The organism is Micromonospora sp. URMC 107 (assembly GCF_051386315.1).
Taxonomy (GTDB): Bacteria; Actinomycetota; Actinomycetes; order Mycobacteriales; family Micromonosporaceae; genus Micromonospora.
The window spans coordinates 19,376-37,360 of the sequence record NZ_JBPQTK010000053.1 but is presented as its reverse complement, the minus strand read 5'-3'; the positions used below and the strand labels follow the sequence as shown (position 1 = coordinate 37,360).

Annotated in this window: 13 protein-coding genes; 10 read left to right on the top strand and 3 right to left on the bottom strand. The window is 70.6% G+C overall.

Annotation, left to right across the window (positions count from 1 at the left end):
- Positions 1 to 107: 107 nt before the first annotated feature.
- Entirely contained in the window at positions 108 to 1,253 is a 1,146-nt protein-coding gene (locus ACSNN9_RS14730) for an ImmA/IrrE family metallo-endopeptidase (protein ID WP_436673656.1), read from the bottom strand.
- A 91-nt stretch (positions 1,254 to 1,344) separates the two neighbouring features.
- Entirely contained in the window at positions 1,345 to 1,992 is a 648-nt protein-coding gene (locus tag ACSNN9_RS14725; protein ID WP_436673655.1) for a hypothetical protein, read from the bottom strand.
- Positions 1,993 to 3,700: 1,708 nt separating this feature from the next.
- Here ACSNN9_RS14725 and ACSNN9_RS14720 point away from each other — a divergent pair.
- Together ACSNN9_RS14720 and ileS are read left to right on the top strand one after the other, a co-directional pair.
- Entirely contained in the window at positions 3,701 to 4,072 is a 372-nt protein-coding gene (locus tag ACSNN9_RS14720) for an ArsR/SmtB family transcription factor (RefSeq protein WP_358086671.1), read from the top strand.
- Between the two features lie 350 nt (positions 4,073 to 4,422).
- The gene (gene ileS / locus ACSNN9_RS14715) at positions 4,423 to 7,545 is read left to right on the top strand and encodes an isoleucine--tRNA ligase (protein ID WP_436673653.1); all 3,123 of its coding nucleotides are present in this window, start codon (positions 4,423 to 4,425) and stop codon (positions 7,543 to 7,545) included.
- A 52-nt stretch (positions 7,546 to 7,597) separates the two neighbouring features.
- Here ileS and ACSNN9_RS14710 read toward each other — a convergent pair whose 3' ends face one another.
- A complete protein-coding gene (locus ACSNN9_RS14710; RefSeq protein WP_436673652.1) occupies positions 7,598 to 8,551 on the bottom strand; it encodes a helix-turn-helix domain-containing protein in 954 nt (317 codons plus the stop codon).
- Positions 8,552 to 8,655: 104 nt separating this feature from the next.
- Between ACSNN9_RS14710 and ACSNN9_RS14705 the strand changes: the two genes are divergently transcribed.
- The 8 genes from ACSNN9_RS14705 (at position 8,656) to ACSNN9_RS14670 (ending at position 17,959) form a co-directional block, all read left to right on the top strand.
- On the top strand, positions 8,656 to 9,687 hold the full coding sequence (locus ACSNN9_RS14705) for a saccharopine dehydrogenase family protein (protein WP_436673651.1): 1,032 nt from the start codon (positions 8,656 to 8,658) through the stop codon (positions 9,685 to 9,687).
- Between the two features lie 150 nt (positions 9,688 to 9,837).
- Positions 9,838 to 10,398, top strand: a complete 561-nt coding sequence (locus tag ACSNN9_RS14700; RefSeq protein WP_436673649.1) for a hypothetical protein — start codon at positions 9,838 to 9,840, stop codon at positions 10,396 to 10,398.
- A gap of 586 nt (positions 10,399 to 10,984) precedes the next feature.
- Positions 10,985 to 11,848 (top strand): hypothetical protein, encoded by an 864-nt coding sequence (locus ACSNN9_RS14695; RefSeq protein WP_436673648.1) that lies wholly within the window; start codon positions 10,985 to 10,987, stop codon positions 11,846 to 11,848.
- A complete protein-coding gene (locus ACSNN9_RS14690) occupies positions 11,845 to 12,519 on the top strand; it encodes a methyltransferase family protein (RefSeq protein WP_436673646.1) in 675 nt (224 codons plus the stop codon). The genes ACSNN9_RS14695 and ACSNN9_RS14690 overlap by 4 nt, the downstream gene beginning before the upstream one ends.
- Positions 12,519 to 15,227, top strand: a complete 2,709-nt coding sequence (locus ACSNN9_RS14685; RefSeq protein WP_436673644.1) for a PEP/pyruvate-binding domain-containing protein — start codon at positions 12,519 to 12,521, stop codon at positions 15,225 to 15,227. The genes ACSNN9_RS14690 and ACSNN9_RS14685 overlap by 1 nt, the downstream gene beginning before the upstream one ends.
- Positions 15,158 to 16,126: a hypothetical protein gene (locus ACSNN9_RS14680; RefSeq protein WP_436673643.1), complete on the top strand. Its 969-nt coding sequence runs from the start codon at positions 15,158 to 15,160 to the stop codon at positions 16,124 to 16,126. The genes ACSNN9_RS14685 and ACSNN9_RS14680 overlap by 70 nt, the downstream gene beginning before the upstream one ends.
- The gene (locus ACSNN9_RS14675) at positions 16,123 to 17,340 is read left to right on the top strand and encodes a cytochrome P450 (protein ID WP_436673641.1); all 1,218 of its coding nucleotides are present in this window, start codon (positions 16,123 to 16,125) and stop codon (positions 17,338 to 17,340) included. Before ACSNN9_RS14680 ends, ACSNN9_RS14675 begins: the two co-directional genes overlap by 4 nt.
- Positions 17,333 to 17,959, top strand: a complete 627-nt coding sequence (locus ACSNN9_RS14670) for a nitroreductase family protein (RefSeq protein WP_436673639.1) — start codon at positions 17,333 to 17,335, stop codon at positions 17,957 to 17,959. The genes ACSNN9_RS14675 and ACSNN9_RS14670 overlap by 8 nt, the downstream gene beginning before the upstream one ends.
- Positions 17,960 to 17,985 lie beyond the last annotated feature (26 nt).

The window sequence follows — 17,985 nt, the reverse complement described above, 5'->3', positions numbered from 1 at the left end:
GGCGACAAGGTCGTACGTCCGGTAGGGCGCTCCACCTTGTCACCCTGGCCCTGGCCCGCTCCACGGTGTGTGGGTCGGCGGCAGACGGGATGGCAGGAGAGGCTGGCTCAGGCTTCGCGCCTCCACCTGTCGAGTTCTACAACGTTGCCTCCGACCCCCGGTTTTGGTGCAGGCTTTTCGTGGCTATTCGCGCTCTTTTCGCGTTGACCACTAATCATTGATGCAATGATGTCGGATGGCCACAATCCGGAAAGCTGAGCTATTGCATGGGGTGCTGCAACTCCCAAGCAGCGCTCCATCCAAGTAGCCAGGAGCCGCGGCCTCTCAACTTCCCGCGCATCCCATCCAGGCTCATCTCTGCCCCAAGTTCGCCCTGTAGCCGAATTCGTGCGCGTATACAATTGTCGCCGCAGTGTTTCAAATCGCTCAGAATCGATAAGCCTGTTGGTGTTTAGGTGAATGATTAGCGCGCCCAGGGAGATGCCCCATTTGAGCTTCAGTTCGGTTAGGGAGGCGAGCGTCACGTGAGTAGGGAGTTCATCCTTTACGAATCTCGCTGGCGCAAGCAGTTCGCTGGCAAAGGAATTCGCCTGGTCCTCTGATTTCTCGTCGACGCCTCGTGCGTGAAGAGTTACATGCCCGATCTCATGGGCAACCGTCCATCGCACCCTTTCCCACGAATGGTTAGCTCTAATTACTGTAACCGGCCTGTCGCCATGCTGTCCTACGTGAGCAGAATAACCGAGGTGTTTTTCAGTGACGGCTTCATAGCCGGCTTCATCTGGATCATGGAGGGTTACAGGCCGGGTGCTGCCGCGCATGACCACCGGTACGCCAGCTCGCTCCGCTAGGTGCGTGAGGTGCGCGATCGGCTGGTCTTCTGCCAATCCTAGGCTCCTTCGCACCTCCGAGGCCGCCCGAGCTGTGGAAGTGTTTGGTGGCAGCGAGGGAATCTTCACAGGCGGAAGTCTGTGGTAGTCGTCTAGCCATTCAAGAACTTCGCCCACGCTTCTCGCGAATTCCGCGAGGTACGCCTTCTCCTTCTTTGGTGTGGCTACAGGCGCACGGAATAGCAAATCCTCCGGCGAGAGTGAGGCCGGAGGGATCTGCTGAAAGTATTTCTCGGGGAAGTCAAGTAACTGACTCATGTCCTTCAACTGTGCCGCATGAAGGTAGGACCTGTCCGCATATTCGAGGCGAGTCTGCTTCGAAGCTGGCCAGCCCAGTTTCGCGGCCACGTCGGACGACTTCATGCGACGAAGGATACGGGCGGCGCGAACGCGATCACCGTATACGGTAATTAGCATGATCTGTCACCGACGATTCTCTCATTCAAGAGGTAATTTAGGCTGGATCGTTGCCGGTGCCCTCGTTGTAGAAGAGGTCGTCGAAGTCCAGGTTGACCGTGGGCTTGTCCGAATTCTTGGCATAGAGGTCGGGCGAGCCGATAGGAATTGGAATGCGCCCGAAAACGCGCGGGGCATCCACGTCCTTCTCTAGGGCGCCCAGCCATGCCTTGCGAAGAGACTGGGTCGCGGGATCGGCATCCCAGAGCACCGTAGGCTCCCACGACGCGGCAAGCCAATCCGTCCCGAAGAGAGTGGTTTCCTCCGGGTGGGTGATGGGCGTCAAGAGCGTGTCGGGGTTGGTGATCGGCACAAGCTCCCGCTTCTTGCTGCGCTTCCGCGGGTGCTTCCGGACCCGGATCGGGACGTCCTGCGAGTCGTGCAACACGACCGAGCAGTTCCCCCCTTCGTGGGCGTCTAAGCCAGAGTTCGCGAACTCCGGCTGGGCCGTGTGCCAGAGCACGAGATTCCGGACATTGGTCGCCAGAACCACGCCACGCAGATCCTGGGGTCGGAACTTTGCGGCGCTCTGCGCGTAGGTCTCCTGGATCGCTGCGTCCAACGCCGCCGTCACGTACGGCAAGCCTTCGCTGTTCCGCTCTTCGATCTCGACCAAGACCTCGCGGATACGGGGGTGTAGTTCCACGCATGAAATTTTGCGTGTCTACACCTCCACTTGCAACGAGCTGCGTGCGCGACACGCCGGCGATGAGTGGGATCGGAGGGCGAGTTAGGGTGATTTGCGTCCTTTGAGGCATTAGATCACTTGTTCGGATGAGGAGGTGATCATGAACATACCTCAGACTGCCGCCACGGGCTACGCCCAAGTGGTCTTCGTAGCGCCGCACCAGAGGTGCTTAGGTGGAAGGAGCCTTCCTGCTACTTGCTACCTCTGTGGCTACTACTACCCAACCCCGTCTTCATCCGGGTTGCCTCTCCCTTGGCGCTCAAGGCAGAACTCACGGCACCCTTCCATTTGCCCGACTTTGGCTGTTTCGTCACGGTTACTGACGTGGCAGCCCGCCTGCTTCCAGACTGACTGGGGCTTGGAGTTTCGTACGCACCTGACTTGGGGGCGGCGGCGGGTTTGCCGAAAGGCAGCCTCACTCCCCTCCCCCTACCCCTGCCCGTACCCCTCGCGGCTCGCCCCTGCGCGACGATCGCGCCTTCAGCGCTCGTGCCTTGATGTACGAGCGTCGTGAGAGCCCGAAGCGCCTTCCGTAGCTCTTGAACTTCGCGCCCAAGCTCTTCATTGGAAGGTGCAGAAGTTTGACTGGTGTGGGTCAGGGCTTCGGTGATCCATGCTCGGATCAGAGTTGTCGTGGGGACGTGGCGAGCAGACGCCTCCGCTCGCACCGCTTCGAGTAGAGAGCGAGGCAGGCGAAGTGACGTGCCCACCATTGGGTCTTCCGCCGTTGCCGTCTCCCAGCGAGCGGTGCCGCTCTCGAGAGCGGCCTCCATCTCTACTGAGGTGTCGGCGGTGTCGTAGTACTTGCGAAGATCATCCATCTTGGTCATTTATCGCCCCTTCGCCTCGAAGACGCGTCTTTCGTTGGGTGTCATCCCGCGGGATGTGACCACGTACCATCGGCCGTCCGCGGCCTCGCTCAGGACCACCAGCAGGTACTTTCCTGCGTTCGTCGTGCCATACACCAGCGTGGTGTCCCCCCTGCCGCCCGTGATCAATCGGGGGCGGGAGTAGATCACTTCCTCTACTTCGCTGGGGGTCACGCTGTGCCGAGCTATGTGAGCTTCGGCGTCATCGGTCCAGTTGATTTCACGGTCACTCCACCGTACCACGACGTAATACACTATCCAACGGCTTCGGTAGACGCTACAGCGCGACGGCTAGAACTCTGCTTGACCGGCTTTCTGGCAACGGCGAGGAAGTCGGCGCCCGGGCGGTAGCTCGTCCGCTTCGGCCCCTGTGCACCAAGTGGCTGGGGCGGGGCTACCGCTGCCCGTCCGACCGGTTCGTGCGGATTGGGCACAACGGCGCCCAGGTCAACACGTACAGCAGCGATGTACAGCAACCGAGCGAGCCGCAAGAGCTGCCAGGCGGCGACCAGAAGCTGCCCGACGTCGGGGACGGCCGTAGGAGATCGCATCGCCCGGAGCTACGGATCAGAAGGTTAGGGGTTCGAGTCCCTTCGGGCGCACAACTGATCAAGGCCGTGACCAGCTAGAAGCTGATCACGGCCTTGATCTTTTCCCGGCTGTGCCGTGATCTCCCGCAAGGTGGGAGGTCGGTGCTCGTCGGCCCGGCTGCGCGCGCAACTCGTATCGCTCCCTCCGGCGGACCCATCGTGATCCCGCCCTCGTTTGGCAGGCCTATCGGTGGCGTTGCTGCAACGATGCAAGACGTGGGAACTGCGAAAACTACGACGCCTGCCATCTCGCCCCTTGCTGGCGAGCCGATCAAGCGCGCTGATGCCGAGCGTCTCGCGGGAGTGCTTAAGGCATTCGCCGACCCGGCCCGGCTGCGACTGCTCAGTCTGATCCAGTCGTCGCCGGAGGGCGAGGCGTCGGTGACCGACCTGACCGCGCCGCTCGGTCTCTCCCAGCCCACCGTGAGTCACCACCTTCGGATCCTCACCGAGGCCGGCCTGCTCGAGCGTGAGAAGCGCGGCGTCTGGGCGTACTACCGCCTGGTGCCGTCCGCGATCGCCGCGATCGCCGACGTGTTGACGCCACCCCGCAAGCGGGCGACGAAGAAGACCCGCTGACTGGCGCCGTCGAGGACCGACGCCGTGCCGGTGGAGCCTCCGGCCCTCCGGGAGGGGGCGGGGCGCTCGGTCGTGACGTCCGGGCGATCCGATGGGATAGCATGGGAGCGCAAGGCGCAGATGGGGACGAGTACCGCCGCACGCAGCCGGTAGCGACCTGGGGATGGTGTGAGCCCGGGGGTGTGCGCGACGGGAAGATCACCCCGGAGCCGTCGGAGGAAAGGCCGCGAGGCCGAGTAGAACCGACCGCGAACCCTAATGAGGGGGCCGCACGCGGCCAAGAAGGGTGGTACCGCGGGGCCCCGGCCTCGTCCCTTCGCCGGAGCAGGACACCGTCCGACGGAGGAGCCATGTACCGTCCCGTTGCCAACCAGGTCGACCTGACCGCCCTCGACCACGAGGTGCTGCGGTTCTGGAACGACGAGGGCATCTTCGCGCGCAGCATGGCGCAGTCCCAGGGACGCCCCGAATGGGTGTTCTACGAGGGCCCGCCCACCGCGAACGGCATGCCCGGCGCCCATCACATCGAGGCGCGGGTCTTCAAGGACATGTTCCCGCGGTACCGGACGATGAAGGGCTTCCACGTCGCCCGCAAGGCCGGCTGGGACTGCCACGGCCTGCCGGTGGAGCTGGCCGTCGAGAAGGAACTCGGGCTCAACGGCAAGCAGGACATCGAGCGCTACGGCATCGCCGACTTCAACGCCCGCTGCCGCGAGTCGGTGACCCGGCACACCGACGCCTTCGCCGAGCTGACCCGACGGATGGGCTACTGGGTCGACCTGGGCGACGCCTACCGGACCATGGACTCGGAGTACATCGAGTCGGTGTGGTGGTCGCTGAAGCAGATCTTCGACAAGGGCCTGCTGGTCGAGGACTTCCGGGTGGCGCCGTGGTGCCCGAAGGACCAGACCACCCTCTCCGACCACGAGCTGGCCCAGGGCTACGAGACCGTCGTCGACCCGTCGGTGTACGTGCGTTTCCCGCTGACCTCGGGTCCGCTGGCCGGGCGGGCGTCGCTGCTGGTCTGGACCACCACCCCGTGGACGCTGGTCTCCAACGTGGCGGTCGCCGTGCATCCGGAGGTGACCTACGTGGTCGCCACCGACGGCACCGAGCAACTGGTGGTCGCCGAGCCGCTGCTGGCCCCGTTGCTCGGCGACGGGTGGAAGGCCACGGGGGAGTCCTTCACCGGCCGTGAGCTGGAACGGTGGACCTACCAGGCGCCGTTCGACCTGGTCGAGGCACCGGACGCGCACATCGTGATCCTGGCGGACTACGTCACCACCGACAGCGGTTCCGGTCTGGTGCACCAGTCGCCGGCCTTCGGCGCGGACGACCTCGCGAGCTGCCGGGCGTACGGATTGCCGATGATCAACCCGGTGCGCCGCGACGGCACCTTCGAGGCGGACCTGCCGCTCGTCGGCGGGCTGTTCTTCAAGGCCGCCGACGCGCCGCTGGTCGCCGACCTGGCCGCCCGTGGGCTGCTGTTCCGCGAGATCGCCTACGAGCACAGCTATCCGCACTGCTGGCGCTGCCACACCGCGCTGATCTACTACGCGCAGCCCTCCTGGTACATCAGGACCACCGCGGTGCGTGACGCCCTGCTGCGCGAGAACGAGCGCACCACCTGGCACCCCGCCACCATCAAGCACGGCCGGTACGGCGACTGGCTCGTCAACAACATCGACTGGGCGCTGTCGCGGCAACGCTACTGGGGCACGCCGCTGCCTGTCTGGCGCTGCGCCGAGGGCCATCTGACCTGCGTCGGCTCGCTGGCCGAGCTGGGTGAGAAGGCGGGCCGGGACCTGTCCGAGCTCGACCCGCACCGGCCCTTCATCGACGACGTGACGTTCGCCTGCCACTGCGGCGCCGACGCGACCCGGGTGCCCGAGGTGATCGACGCCTGGTACGACTCCGGCGCCATGCCGTTCGCCCAGTTCGGCTACCCGTACCGCAACCGGGAGCTGTTCGAGAGCCGCTACCCGGCGCAGTTCATCTCCGAGGCGATCGACCAGACCCGGGGCTGGTTCTACACGCTGATGGCGATCGGCGTGCTGGTGTTCGACCGGTCGGCGTACGAGAACGTGGTCTGCCTGGGCCACATCCTGGCCGAGGACGGCCGCAAGATGTCCAAGCACCTGGGCAACATCCTCGAGCCGATCCCGCTGATGGAACAGCACGGTGCCGACGCGGTGCGCTGGTTCATGGCCGCGGTCGGATCGCCCTGGTCGGCGCGCCGGGTGGGGCACGGCGCTCTGCAGGAGGTGGTGCGCAAGACCCTCCTGACCTACTGGAACACGGTGGCCTTCCAGTCGCTGTACGGCCGTACCGCCGGCTGGTCCCCCTCGGCGTCGGACCCGCGCCCGGCCGACCGCCCGCTCCTGGACCGGTGGCTGCTGTCCGAGACGCACAGCCTGATCCAGCGGGTGGACGCGGCGATGGCGGCGTTCGACACGCACGAGGCGGGCAAGCTGCTCGCCGCCTTCGTCGACGACCTGTCCAACTGGTACGTGCGGCGCAGCCGCCGCCGGTTCTGGCGTGGGGACCGGGCGGCGCTGGCGACCCTGCACGAGGCGCTCACGGCGGTGACGTTGCTGATGGCGCCGATCACCCCGTTCATCACCGAGCGGGTCTGGCAGGACATGGTCGTGCCGGTGACGCCGGACGCGCCGGCGTCCGTCCACCTCGCCGCGTACCCGGTCGCCGACGACTCCCTGGTCCACCCGGAACTCGCGGTGCAGATGGCGCTCGCCCGGCGGCTGGTCGAGCTGGGCCGGGCGGCCCGCGCCGACTCGGGGATGAAGGTCCGCCAGCCCCTGTCGCGCGCGCTGGCCTCTGCCTCGGGCTTCGACGACCTGCCTCCGGAGCTGCTCGCCGAGGTTGCCGCCGAGCTCAACGTCGGGTCGGTGTCGTCGGTCGTCACGGCCGGCGGATCGCTCGTCGACACCACCGCCAAGGCCAACTTCCGGTCGTTGGGCAGGCGGTTCGGCAAGGAGGTGCAGGCCGTCGCCAAGGCGATCGCGGGCGCCGACGCCGCCGCGCTGAAGGACGAGTTGCGCAGCACCGGCACGGCCACGATCGTCGTCGGTGGCGAGAGCGTCACGCTGGGCCCGGACGAGGTGATCATCACGGAGAACCCGCGCGAGGGCTGGGCGGTGGCCTCCGACAGCGGTGCCACCGTGGCACTCGACCTGCAGCTCACGCCTGAGCTGCGGCGCGCCGGGGTGGCGCGCGACGCGATCCGGCAGATCCAGGAGGCCCGCAAGACCAGCGGCCTCGACGTCGCCGACCGCATCGTGCTGCGTTACCAGGCGTCGGCGGACGACACCGCGACGGCGCTCGCCGAGCACGGCGAGCTGGTCGCCGACGAGGTGCTCGCCACGGACTACGCCCCCGGAACGCCCACGTGGGCGGACGCCGAGGCGTTCAGCGACGAGTCGCTGGGTCTGACGTTCTGGCTCCGCAAGGCCTGAGGGGTCGTCGCGGCGGGACAGGTCGAGCCTCGCTGCCCCCGGTGGCGGCCCGTCATCGAGCGCTGGACCGCGAGCTGCGGAAGGTGCGGCGGTAGGTTTCCGGGGGCACGCCGACGGTGCGGTTGAAGTGTCGGCGCAGCGTCGCGGCGGTGCCCATGCCGGTGGCCGCCGCGACGGCGTCGATGCTGTCGCCGGTGGTCTCCAGCAGCTCCTGGGCGTGCCGGATCCGTTGGGTCAGCAGCCATCGCAGCGGGGTGGTGCCGGCCACCGACCTGAAGTGGCGGCCCAGGTTGCGCGAGCTCATGTTCGCCTGACGGGCCAGGTCCTCCACCGTCAGCGGGCGGTCGAGCCGTTCGATCGCCCAGGAGAACAGCGCGGCGAGCGGGTGGTCGTCCCGGGCGGGCACCGGGGCGGTGACGAACTGGGCCTGGCCGCCGGCCCGGTGCGGGGGCACGACCAGGCGGCGGGCGAGCGTGTTGGCGACCGCCGCGCCGTGGTCGAGGCGGACCAGGTGCAGGCACAGGTCCATCGCGGCGGCCTTGCCGGCGGAGGTGAGCACGCTGCCGTCGTCCACGTAGAGCACGTCCGGATCGACCTCCACCCGGGGATGGCGGGCCGCCAGGGCCTCGGTGTGCGCCCAGTGCGTGGTCGCCCGTCGGCCGTCCAGCAGGCCGGCGGCGGCCAGCACGAACGCGCCCGTGCACAGGGAGGCCACCCGCGCGCCCGCCTCGTGGGCCGCGCGCACCGCGTCGACCAGGTCGGCGGGCGGGTCCTCGTCGACGTCGACCCACCCGGGGACGATCACCGTGTCGGCGTGCGCGAGCTGGTCGAGCCCGCAGTCGGGCTCCAGCAGGAACCGGCCCACCCGCACCGCGGCCGGTCCGCACACGGTGAGGCGGTACCAGGGGTCGGCCAGGCCGGTCAGGTCGGATCCGAAGACCTCGTACGCCAGGGACAGCTCGAAGTGCAGCATCCCGTCGGTGACGGCCAGCGCGACGGTACCCATGTCCGAAACTGTACGGGGCATGGCGTTCCAGACACTCGCGGCGGTGCGCCTCCACGGCCAGGATGGTCACAGTTGATCAATCGGGCACGGGGCTGGGAGAGCTGATGGGATCGGATCGGACGGTGGCGGTCTTCGGCGCCTACGGGCACACCGGGCGCTTCGTGGTGGCGGAGTTGCGCGCCCGCGGGTTCGTCCCGCTGCTCTCGGGACGCGACGCGGACAAGCTGCGGGCGCTCGCGGCGCTCCATCCGGGGCTCGACATCCGGCCGGCCTCGGTCGACGACCCGGCCTCGCTCGACCGCGCGCTGGCCGGCGCGGCAGCGGTGGTCAACTGCGCCGGGCCCTTCGCCGTGACCGCCGCTGGAGTGATCGAGGCCGCGCTGCGCGCCGGCATCCCGTACGTGGACGTGGCCGCCGAGATCGAGGCCAACCTCGACACCTTCGCGCACTTCGCGGAGCGCGCCCGCGCCGCGGGGACCGTGGTGGTTCCCGCGATGGCCTTCTTCGGCGGCCTCGGCGACCTGCTGGTCACGGCGGCGATGGGCGACTGGACGGTGGCCGACGAGGCGCATGTCGCGTACGGGTTGAGCGGTTGGCACCCCACGCCCGGGACCCGCGCGGCGGGCACGGTCTCCCGGCAGCGCAGGGACGGCCGGCGCGTCCGCTACCGCGACGGGCGGCTGGAGTACCGCGACGACGCCCCGCCCACCCTGACGTGGGCCTTCCCCGACCCGGTGGGGAGCCGGGCGGTGATCGGCGAGTTCAGCATGGCCGACGTCGTCACCGTCCCCAGCCACCTGGCCATCCCCGAGGTCCGCACCTACATGACGGTCGAGGCGGCCGGCGACCTGGCGGCTCCGGACACACCGGCACCGGCCGCCGCCGACGATCGCGGGCGGTCCGCGCAGACCTTCCTCGTCGACGTCGTCGTGCGCTCCGGCGGGGCGGAACGGCGCGCCGTGGCCGGCGGCCGGGACATCTACGCCGTCAGCGCGCCGCTCGCGGTCGAGGCCGTCCACCGCATCCTCACGGGACGGACCAGGACCGTCGGTGTCGCTTCCGCCGGTGCCGTCTTCGACGCGCCCGACTTCCTGCGCGCCCTGTCCGCGCACATGTCGCTCGAACTGCGTCGGTAGGCCCTGCGCTCCCCTCTCGGACTCCCACCACCACCGGCGGGCTCGTCACACCCCGCAGGCAAGGTGTGCACCGGCTACGGCGGGCACGGCGTCCGCCGCGCGGAACTGGAGGAAACAGTGGCGGTCACCGCCGATGATCTCGATGTCGCAGTGTCCAGCGTCGTCGCCAGCCTGCTACCGGCGACCGGCCTGGACTGGTCCGCGCGGGCAGGCGACCTGGAGTGGGACTGCTGGCACGCCGCCGAGCACGTCGGCGACTGCCTGATGTCGTTCGCGGGTCAGCTCGTCGCCCGGCCCGAGAAGCGGTTCGTGTGCTTCGTGGCGAACGCCGACAAGGACGCCTCCCCGGCGGAGGTTCTGGAGTTCGTCGAGGTGGCTGGCCGTCTTCTGGCGGCCACGGTACGCACGTCCGGCCCGGATGTCCGGGCCTACCACCCCACGGGCCAGGCTGATCCGGAGGGCTTCGCCGCGATGGGCTGCGCGGAGACGTTGCTGCACGGCGACGACATCGCGCAGGGCCTCGGCCTGGCCCTCCGTCCACCACGTGACGTGTGCGCCCGGGTCCTCGCCCGGCTGTTTCCGGAAGCGGTGCGGGAGCTGGCCGGGGTGGACCCGTGGGCGGCGCTGCGGTGGTCCACCGGCCGGATCGAGCTGCCGGGACGCCCCCGGTTGCGGGAATGGCGCTGGCGGGGTGCTCCGCTGGGCGGATGATTCCGGCGGACGCGACGGCGCCCGCACGTTGTGGGCGTCGCGCGTTCCACGGTCGGTTCGCTGGGGCTCGTCGCCGGACCTCCGAACGGGGGTGGCGATCGCGAGGCTCCGTCTAGTGTCCGGTTTCCGACGCCGGGCCGCCTCGGGGCGCTCCCGCAGCCGCGGGCAACCCCGAGGCGGGCCGATCCCGACGCCGACCGGGGCGGCCCGGCACCCGCGCCGCCCTGCCCCCGGCGGGTGTTTCCGCCCAGGTGAGGACGCGATCCGGCCGGCCGGACGACCACCGGACGGGACACACCCCAACCACCCTTTCCCGGGACATCCGACGCGGTCCGCGTCGTATGTCGCGGACCGGGACAAGTGGAATTCCCACGAACTCCGGTATGCGCGTTCCCATCTGCCCACGCCAATGGAAAACCGCAATTTGAAAGAAGCTGGCAGCGGAACTCCCATTGAGGATCATGGTCTCCGATCAGACCGAAGGGCAGGTCCTATGTCGTTGGGAACCGAGCATCTCGAGACCTCTCAGCCCGGCCGGACGAGTGGTGGAAAGCTGGTCAGCCGCGTGGCGCGGGAGGGCGGGACGGTGCATGACCGGTGGTCCGCCGCCCTCGTCGTCGACCCGCACGACCCCTACTTCTTCGACCATCCGCTCGACCATCTGCCCGGCATGGCGCTCGTCTGCGGTCTGTTCGAGCTGCTCAGGTCCGCCGACGTCGGCATCGAGGGGACCCGGCGGCAGATGCTCGTCTCGCTGCGCTTCCCCCTCTTCTGCGAACTGGGCGAGCCGGTCGGCCTCGAGGCGGTCGTTCCGGCGCCCGCGCGCTCGGTGGCGTTCGTGGGCCACCTGGCGGCGAGCGGTGGCGACGGCGCCAGCACCGCCGGCGACATCGGGCTGCGGGCGTTCCAGGGCGAGACCACCGTCTGCGAGGGGACGGTCGGTTTCCGGACCGGAGAGCCGTACCGACCCGAGGTCCCGGGCACCCGGGTGTCCGCCCCGGCGCCCCCGGCGGATCCGGCGCTGGTCCACCGCCAACACCCCGAGAACGTGCTCATCTCCGCGATGGACGCCGACCACTCCGTCGCCGTCCGCCGGCCGCCGACGGGCCATCCGCTCGCCGGTCCCCCCGGTGCGCCGGCCCGGGTCGAACTCGTCGTCGACGCCGCCCGCCAGTTCGCCACCATGATCAACCATGTGGCTGGCCGGTCCCGCCCGGGCGCGACGTTCGTCCTCCTCGACCTGGACGCGGACCTGCCCGGCGACCTGTCCGGCGACATCGCGCTGAACTGGACGCCGGAACCGCCCGCCCGGGGCCGGCTCAGCCTGACCATCAGGGTCCTGGTCGACGGCGTCCCCCGTGGGCACGTGGGCTTCCGCTACTACGTGGCGACCCCCGCCGTCTACGACCGGCTCCGGCGTCCGACCGCGAGCACCGGGGGGCAGGCGTGACCCGGCCCGAAGCCACCACCAGGGCACGCGCCGGGATCGACCCGGTCACCGTGCTGACCCGGCTGCTCTTCGTGGTCGCGTTCACCGTGCTCGTCGTCCGGGGGGTCTGGTACCTCAGCTCGGCAGGGGAGCCGTCCCACCTGATCTCCGGGCTGCTCGCGGTCGGATACCTGATCTGGCTGAGCGTCGAGATCCCGGTGACCTTCCGCAAGCCCGCGCAGCCCGCGGCGGAGATCCGCACCCTGGCGGTCTACGCCTGCGCCCGCCTGACGCTGGTCGTGGTCGCGATGGTGCCGGCCGCGCCCTGGTCCCGGTTCTCGTGGTGGATGATCCCCCCGATCGTGCTCTTCGTCGCCGGGATCGCCCTGCGGCTGACCGCGATCCGGGCCCTCGGGGCCCTCTACACCCACCACGTGCTGCGCCGGGACCGGCACCCCATCGTGACCGGGGGGCCGTACCGGCTGGTCAGGCACCCGGCGTACGCCGGGATGCTGCTGGCCAACCTCGGCTTCGTGCTCTACTTCCTCAGCCCGGTCAGCGTGCTGGCGCTGCTGGCGTTGCTGGGCGGCCTGATCTGGCGGATCCGCACCGAGGAGCGGGTGCTCTGGTCGGCGCCGGGCTACCCGGAGTTCGCCACCGGGCGCGCCCGGCTCGTGCCGGGGGTGTGGTGATGTCGATCATCCACGCCGGGGATCCGCGGCTGTCCGATCCGACGCTGGTCGGGCACAAGTTCGCCCGGCAGGAGCAGCTCCGCGCGGCCGGCTTCCCGGTGCCCGGGTTCTGCTGCCTGTCGGTGCTCGCCTTCGACGAGGCCACGGCCGCGCTGATGGCGACCGCGCCGGGCGCGGACGCGGATCCGGACCAACTGCTGGACTGGGCGAAGCGGACCGCCGACGAGCTCCGGGCGGTCACCCTGCCGGCGGAGGTCACCGCCGAACTCGACGCGGCGGTGGCCGCGCTCGCCGCCCCGGACCACCTGCTGGCGGTACGGGCGTGCGTGGTGGCCGACGCGGACGGCAACGGCGAGGACGGGGTGAACGACGCCTTCGCGGGCCTGACCGACTCGTTCCTGTACGTCGCGCCGGACGACGTCCGGCGGCGGGTCCTCGACTGCTGGGCGTCCGGCCTGAACCCGGAGTCGATCCTGTACCGGGCCCGGCGTGGCCTTCCCCCCGTGTCGGCCCGGGTGGCGGTGGGCGTGCAACGGATGATCCCCGGCACCCGCTCGTTCGTGGCGTTCAGCCGCGATCCGCGTACCGGGGCGGACTCCTGCGTGGTCGCCGCCGCCCACGGCATCGGCGAGGGGGTCGTGCAGGAACGCGCCGACGTGGACCACTTCTTCGTCGACAACGCCACCGGGGCCGTGCGCGCCGAGACCGTGGTCAAGAGGGACATGGTCGTTCCCGCCGCGGACGGTACGGGACCGATGGTCCAGCCCGTGCCGGCGGAACTCGCCACCGCGCCCGTGCTCACCGACGAGCAGGCCCGTCAGGTGGCCGACCTGGCCGCGCGGGTGCAGGGGTTCTTCGGCCCGCCGCAGGACATCGAGGGCACCATCACCCCCGACGGCACCGTGCACCTGCTCCAGGCCCGGCCGGTGGTCTTCACGAGTGCCTCGCCCGAGCGCTCCCGGGAGGCCGATGCGGCCGACGACGGCGCCGTGCCCTGGAGCAACCACAACATCACCGAGAGTTATCCGGGGGTGTCCGGCGCCCTGACGTACTCCCAGGCGCGGGTGTTCTACCGACTGATCTTCCGGGACGTGTACCGCCGGATGGGCGTGCCGGAACACCGGCTGCGGTCCAACGAGCACCACCTCAGCCGCATGGTGGGGCTGCTGGGCGGGCGGGTCTACTACCGGCTGGACGCCTGGTTCGTCCTGCACCACCAGATCCCCGGCTTCGTGCTGGTCCGCCCCTGGTGGGAGCGGTCGATGGGGCTGGCCGGGGACTACCGTCCGTCGCGCGCCGAGGTGCTGCGGGCGCTGCCCAGCGTGCCCGGGCTGGCGGTGAGGCTGGCCCGGCTGCCCGGCTCCGTGCGGCGGTTCCTCCGGTGGTGGGACGCGCTGGTCGACGACTCCCGCGGCATCGACGAGTGGACGCCGGAGGAGCTGATCGCCTGCTACCGCCGGCTCTGGAGCGAGGTCGGCCACCGGTGGGGCGTGACCCTGGTCAACACCTTCTTCATGCTCGGCACGGCGACCCTCGCCTCGGCGCTGGTGCGCCGCTGGGTGGACGGCGACGAGCAGCGCACCCTCGGGGGCCTGCTGATGGGCGGGCGGGAGAACCGCTCGGTGCTCGGCGTGCGGTCGGGAATCGCCCTCGCCCAACTGTTCGCCGAGCACCCGGAACTCGCCGAACGGGTGCGGAACTGCGACGACGACGCGGCCGACGCGCTCTGGCGCGAGGTGACCGACGGACGGTACGGCACGGAGGTGGCCGACGCCGCGCGTGAGCACCTGCGCCGGTACGGCGACCGCGCGCCGCACGACCTCAAGCTGGAGGAGGCCTCACCCCGCCAGCGACCCGGAATGATCATCACGATGCTGCGGCCCCTGGTGCAGAGCGGCCTGACCGTCGCCGAGAGCCGGGCCCGGGAACTGGAGAGCCGGGCCGAGGCGGAACGGGAGCTGCGGCAGAACTGCCGCTCGGCGGGTCGCCGGCTGGTCATCCGGACCCTCGCGGCGGGGCTGCGCTTCTTCGTCCGGACCCGGGAGGACACCCGCTACTGCCGCAGCCAGCTCTACGGGCTGACCCGGCACGTCATGTGGCGGCTCGGGGAGCTGCTCACCGAGGCGGGACAGCTCGACGACCGACTGGACGTGCTCGACCTCACCGTAGAGGAGGTGCTCGGAGCGTACGACGGGACGGTGGTCGACACCGACCTGCGCGCGATCGTCCGGCGCCGCCGCGCGGAGCGACTGGCCGCGGCCGACGGCCCGGATCTCGGCATCCGCCCCGCCACCCCCTACAACCGGCCGATGCCGGCCTCCCTGGCCGCGCCCGTCGCCAGCGCCACGGCCGGCGCAGGCGGGCCGGTCCGGTTGCAGGGGCTGCCGTCGAGCAAGGGAGTGGTGCGCGGGCAGGCGCGGGTCGTGCTGGACCCGTCGACACCGGCGGAGACCTGCCGTGACCGGATCATCGTAGCTAAGGAGACCGACCCCGGATGGTTGATGTTGATGATGGTGGCGCGCGGCATGGTGGTGGAGCGGGGCACCCTGCTCTCGCACACCGCGATCACGGGCCGGCTGTTGGGCATCCCGACGGTGGTCGCGGTGCCGGACGCCACCACCCTGATCGAGGACGGCTCGTGGATCGAGGTGGACGGGGCGAACGGTACGGTCCGCAGCGTCCCGGCCACCAGCCCGGCGACGGTCTGATCCGGCGGCTGTCGCGCTACGTCGCCGGCAGCTACCCGCCGAAGGCGTACGTGCCGTACGCGGTGCTCTGGGCGCTCGGCGGCGCGGCGGTGTGCGCGGTCGCCGACGTGCGGATCGACGGCTGGCTGCCGGACGTCGGCACGCTGGTCAGCGCGCTCACCCTGCTGGTGAACCTGCTGATGATGCGCGCCATCGACGACATCCGGGACCTCGACTACGACCGGACGCACAATCCGGACCGGCCGCTGGCGCGGGGCGTGGTGGGGGTCCGGGACCTGGGCGTCATGATCGCCGCCGGCACGGTGCTGGTCCTCGCCCTGAACGCCTGGCGGTGGCCGGTGATGTGCGTGCTCGCCGCCCAGCTCGGGTACGCCTTCGCGCTGCTCTGGGCGGACCAGCGGCTGCGCTGGCCGGCCGGCGACGCGCTGCTGGTCGGCTTCGTGGTGAACTTCCCGGTCCAGCTCCTGATCAACGCGTTCCTCTACGCCGGCGTGCTGCACTCGACGGGGCTGGCGCCGTCCTGGTCGGGCGCGGTCGGCATCGTGGTCTCCGCGCTGGCGTTCCTGCACCTGGAGTTCGGCCGCAAGACGACCCGGCAGCCCCGGCCGGGCGAGCGCACGTACTCCCAGGCGCTCGGCGCCCCCGCCACGGCGGCCCTGGCGGTCGGTGCGGCGCTGGCGTCGGTCGTGCTGCTGCTGGTCACCACCGCGCGGGACGACGCGCCGTACTGGCCGGTCTGGCTGGTGGTGCTGCCGCTGGCGCTGCCGGCCCTCGGCGCGCGGCGGTTCTGGGCCGAGCGGCAACCCCGTTGGCCGTACGCGTCGGCGGCGATGTTCCTGCTCGGCACGTTCGCCACCTATCAGCTCGCCAGCATATTGCAGGAGGTGGCAAGCGCATGAGCGACCTGCCCTCGTTCCCCTTCGCGGTCGACCCCTCGGTGGAACCACCGGCCGAGTACGCGGCGATGCGCGCCCGGCCACGGCCCGGGCGGGTCCGGTTGCCGAGCGGCCGGGAGGCGCTCCTCGTCACCCGGTACCCGGACGTCCGGCTGGTGCTCTCCGACCGCAGGTTCAGCCGCTCGGCCTACACCGCCGGGACGCTCTTCGCCCGCAGCGCCGACTCGCTGCCCCTGATCACCACGGACGCGCCCGTGCACACCCGGCGACGGGGCACGGTGGCGCCGGCCTTCACCGCGCACCAGGTGAGCCGGCTGCGGCCGATGGTCGAGGACCTGGCGCGGCGGCAGCTCGCCGAGTTCGCGGCCGGGCCGCGTCCGGCCGACGTGGTGGGTCGCTTCACGGTGCCGTTCACGCTGCGGGTGATGTGCCGGCTGATGGGCGTGCCCGAGGCGGACATGCCGCGCTTCGGCCCGTGGGTCGACTCGATGATGTCGATCAACCGGGTTCCGAGCGAGGAGGTGGACCGCTGCCACCGGGAGATGCACGGGTACTTCGCGGACCTGGTCGACACGCTGCGGGCCCGGCTCGACCGGGGCGAGGCGCCGTCCGGGCTGATCGTGCGGATGCTGACCCAGCAGCGGCCCGACCGGCAGCTGAGCCGCGCCGAGGTGGTCGTCCTCTCCGCCGGGATGCTGATGGCCGGGTACGAGACGACCAGCAACGTGCTGGCCGTCGTGCTGTACCACATCCTGCGTCGACCCGAGCTTGTCGAACGGGCCCGGGGCGGCCCCGCCTCGCTCGATCCGCTGCTGGAGGAGCTGCTGCGCCACGTCTGCGCCAACGGCAGCGGCGGCGTGCCCCACGTGGCGACCACCGACGTGACGCTCTCCGACGGCTCGGTGGTGGCCGAGGGCGAGGTCGTGGTGCCGGTCCCGGACGCGGCGAACCGCGATCCCGACGTCTTCGCCGACCCGGACCGGATCGACCCGGACCGGGCGGAGAACCCGCACGTCGCCTTCGGGTTCGGCGCGCACCACTGCCTCGGCGCGGAGCTGGCCCGCCTGGAGCTGCGGGTGGGCGTCGCGATGCTGCTGGAGAAGCTGCCCGGGCTGCGGATCGCGGTGCCGGAAGAGGAGCTGCGGTGGCGTACGGACATGTACGTCCGGGGCCTGTGGGAGCTGCCGTTGGAGTGGGACGGTGCCGTAGGTGGCTGACCCGCTGACTCCGGACGCCCTGCTCACGACCACGCGCGCCGTGCGCCGGCGCCTGGACCTGAACCGGCCGGTGCCCCGGTCGCTGGTCGAGGAGTGCCTGCGCGTCGCGCAGCAGGCGCCCTGCGGCTCCGGTCGCAACGCCCTGCACTGGATCACGGTCACCGACCCGGGCACCCGAGGCCGGCTCGGGACCATCTACCGGGCCGCCTTCGAGGAGCAACTCGCGGCGGCCGGTGGAGGGGCGGACCGGCCGCCGCCGGACGGGAACCGGTCGCTGGCCAGCGCCGTCCACCTGGCCGCGAACATGGGCGCGGTACCCGTGCTGGCGCTGGCCTGCGTGGTGACCCCCGACCCGCTGCCCGCCGGCAACCAGGCCGGGCTGTGGGGGTCGGTGATGCCCGGCGTCTGGAGCTACATGCTGGCCGCCCGCAGCCGCGGGCTCGGCACCGTCTGGACCACCGCCCACCTGCGTCGGGAGGCCGAGGTGGCCCGGCTGCTCGGCATCCCTTCCGGGGTGCACCAGGTGGCGCTGGTGCCGACGGCCTGGTACACGGGCAGCACCTTCCGGCCGGCCGCCCGACCGCCGCTGTCCACCGTGCTGCACGACGAGCGTTGGTGACCCGGGCGGCCGACCGCGCCGGCGGA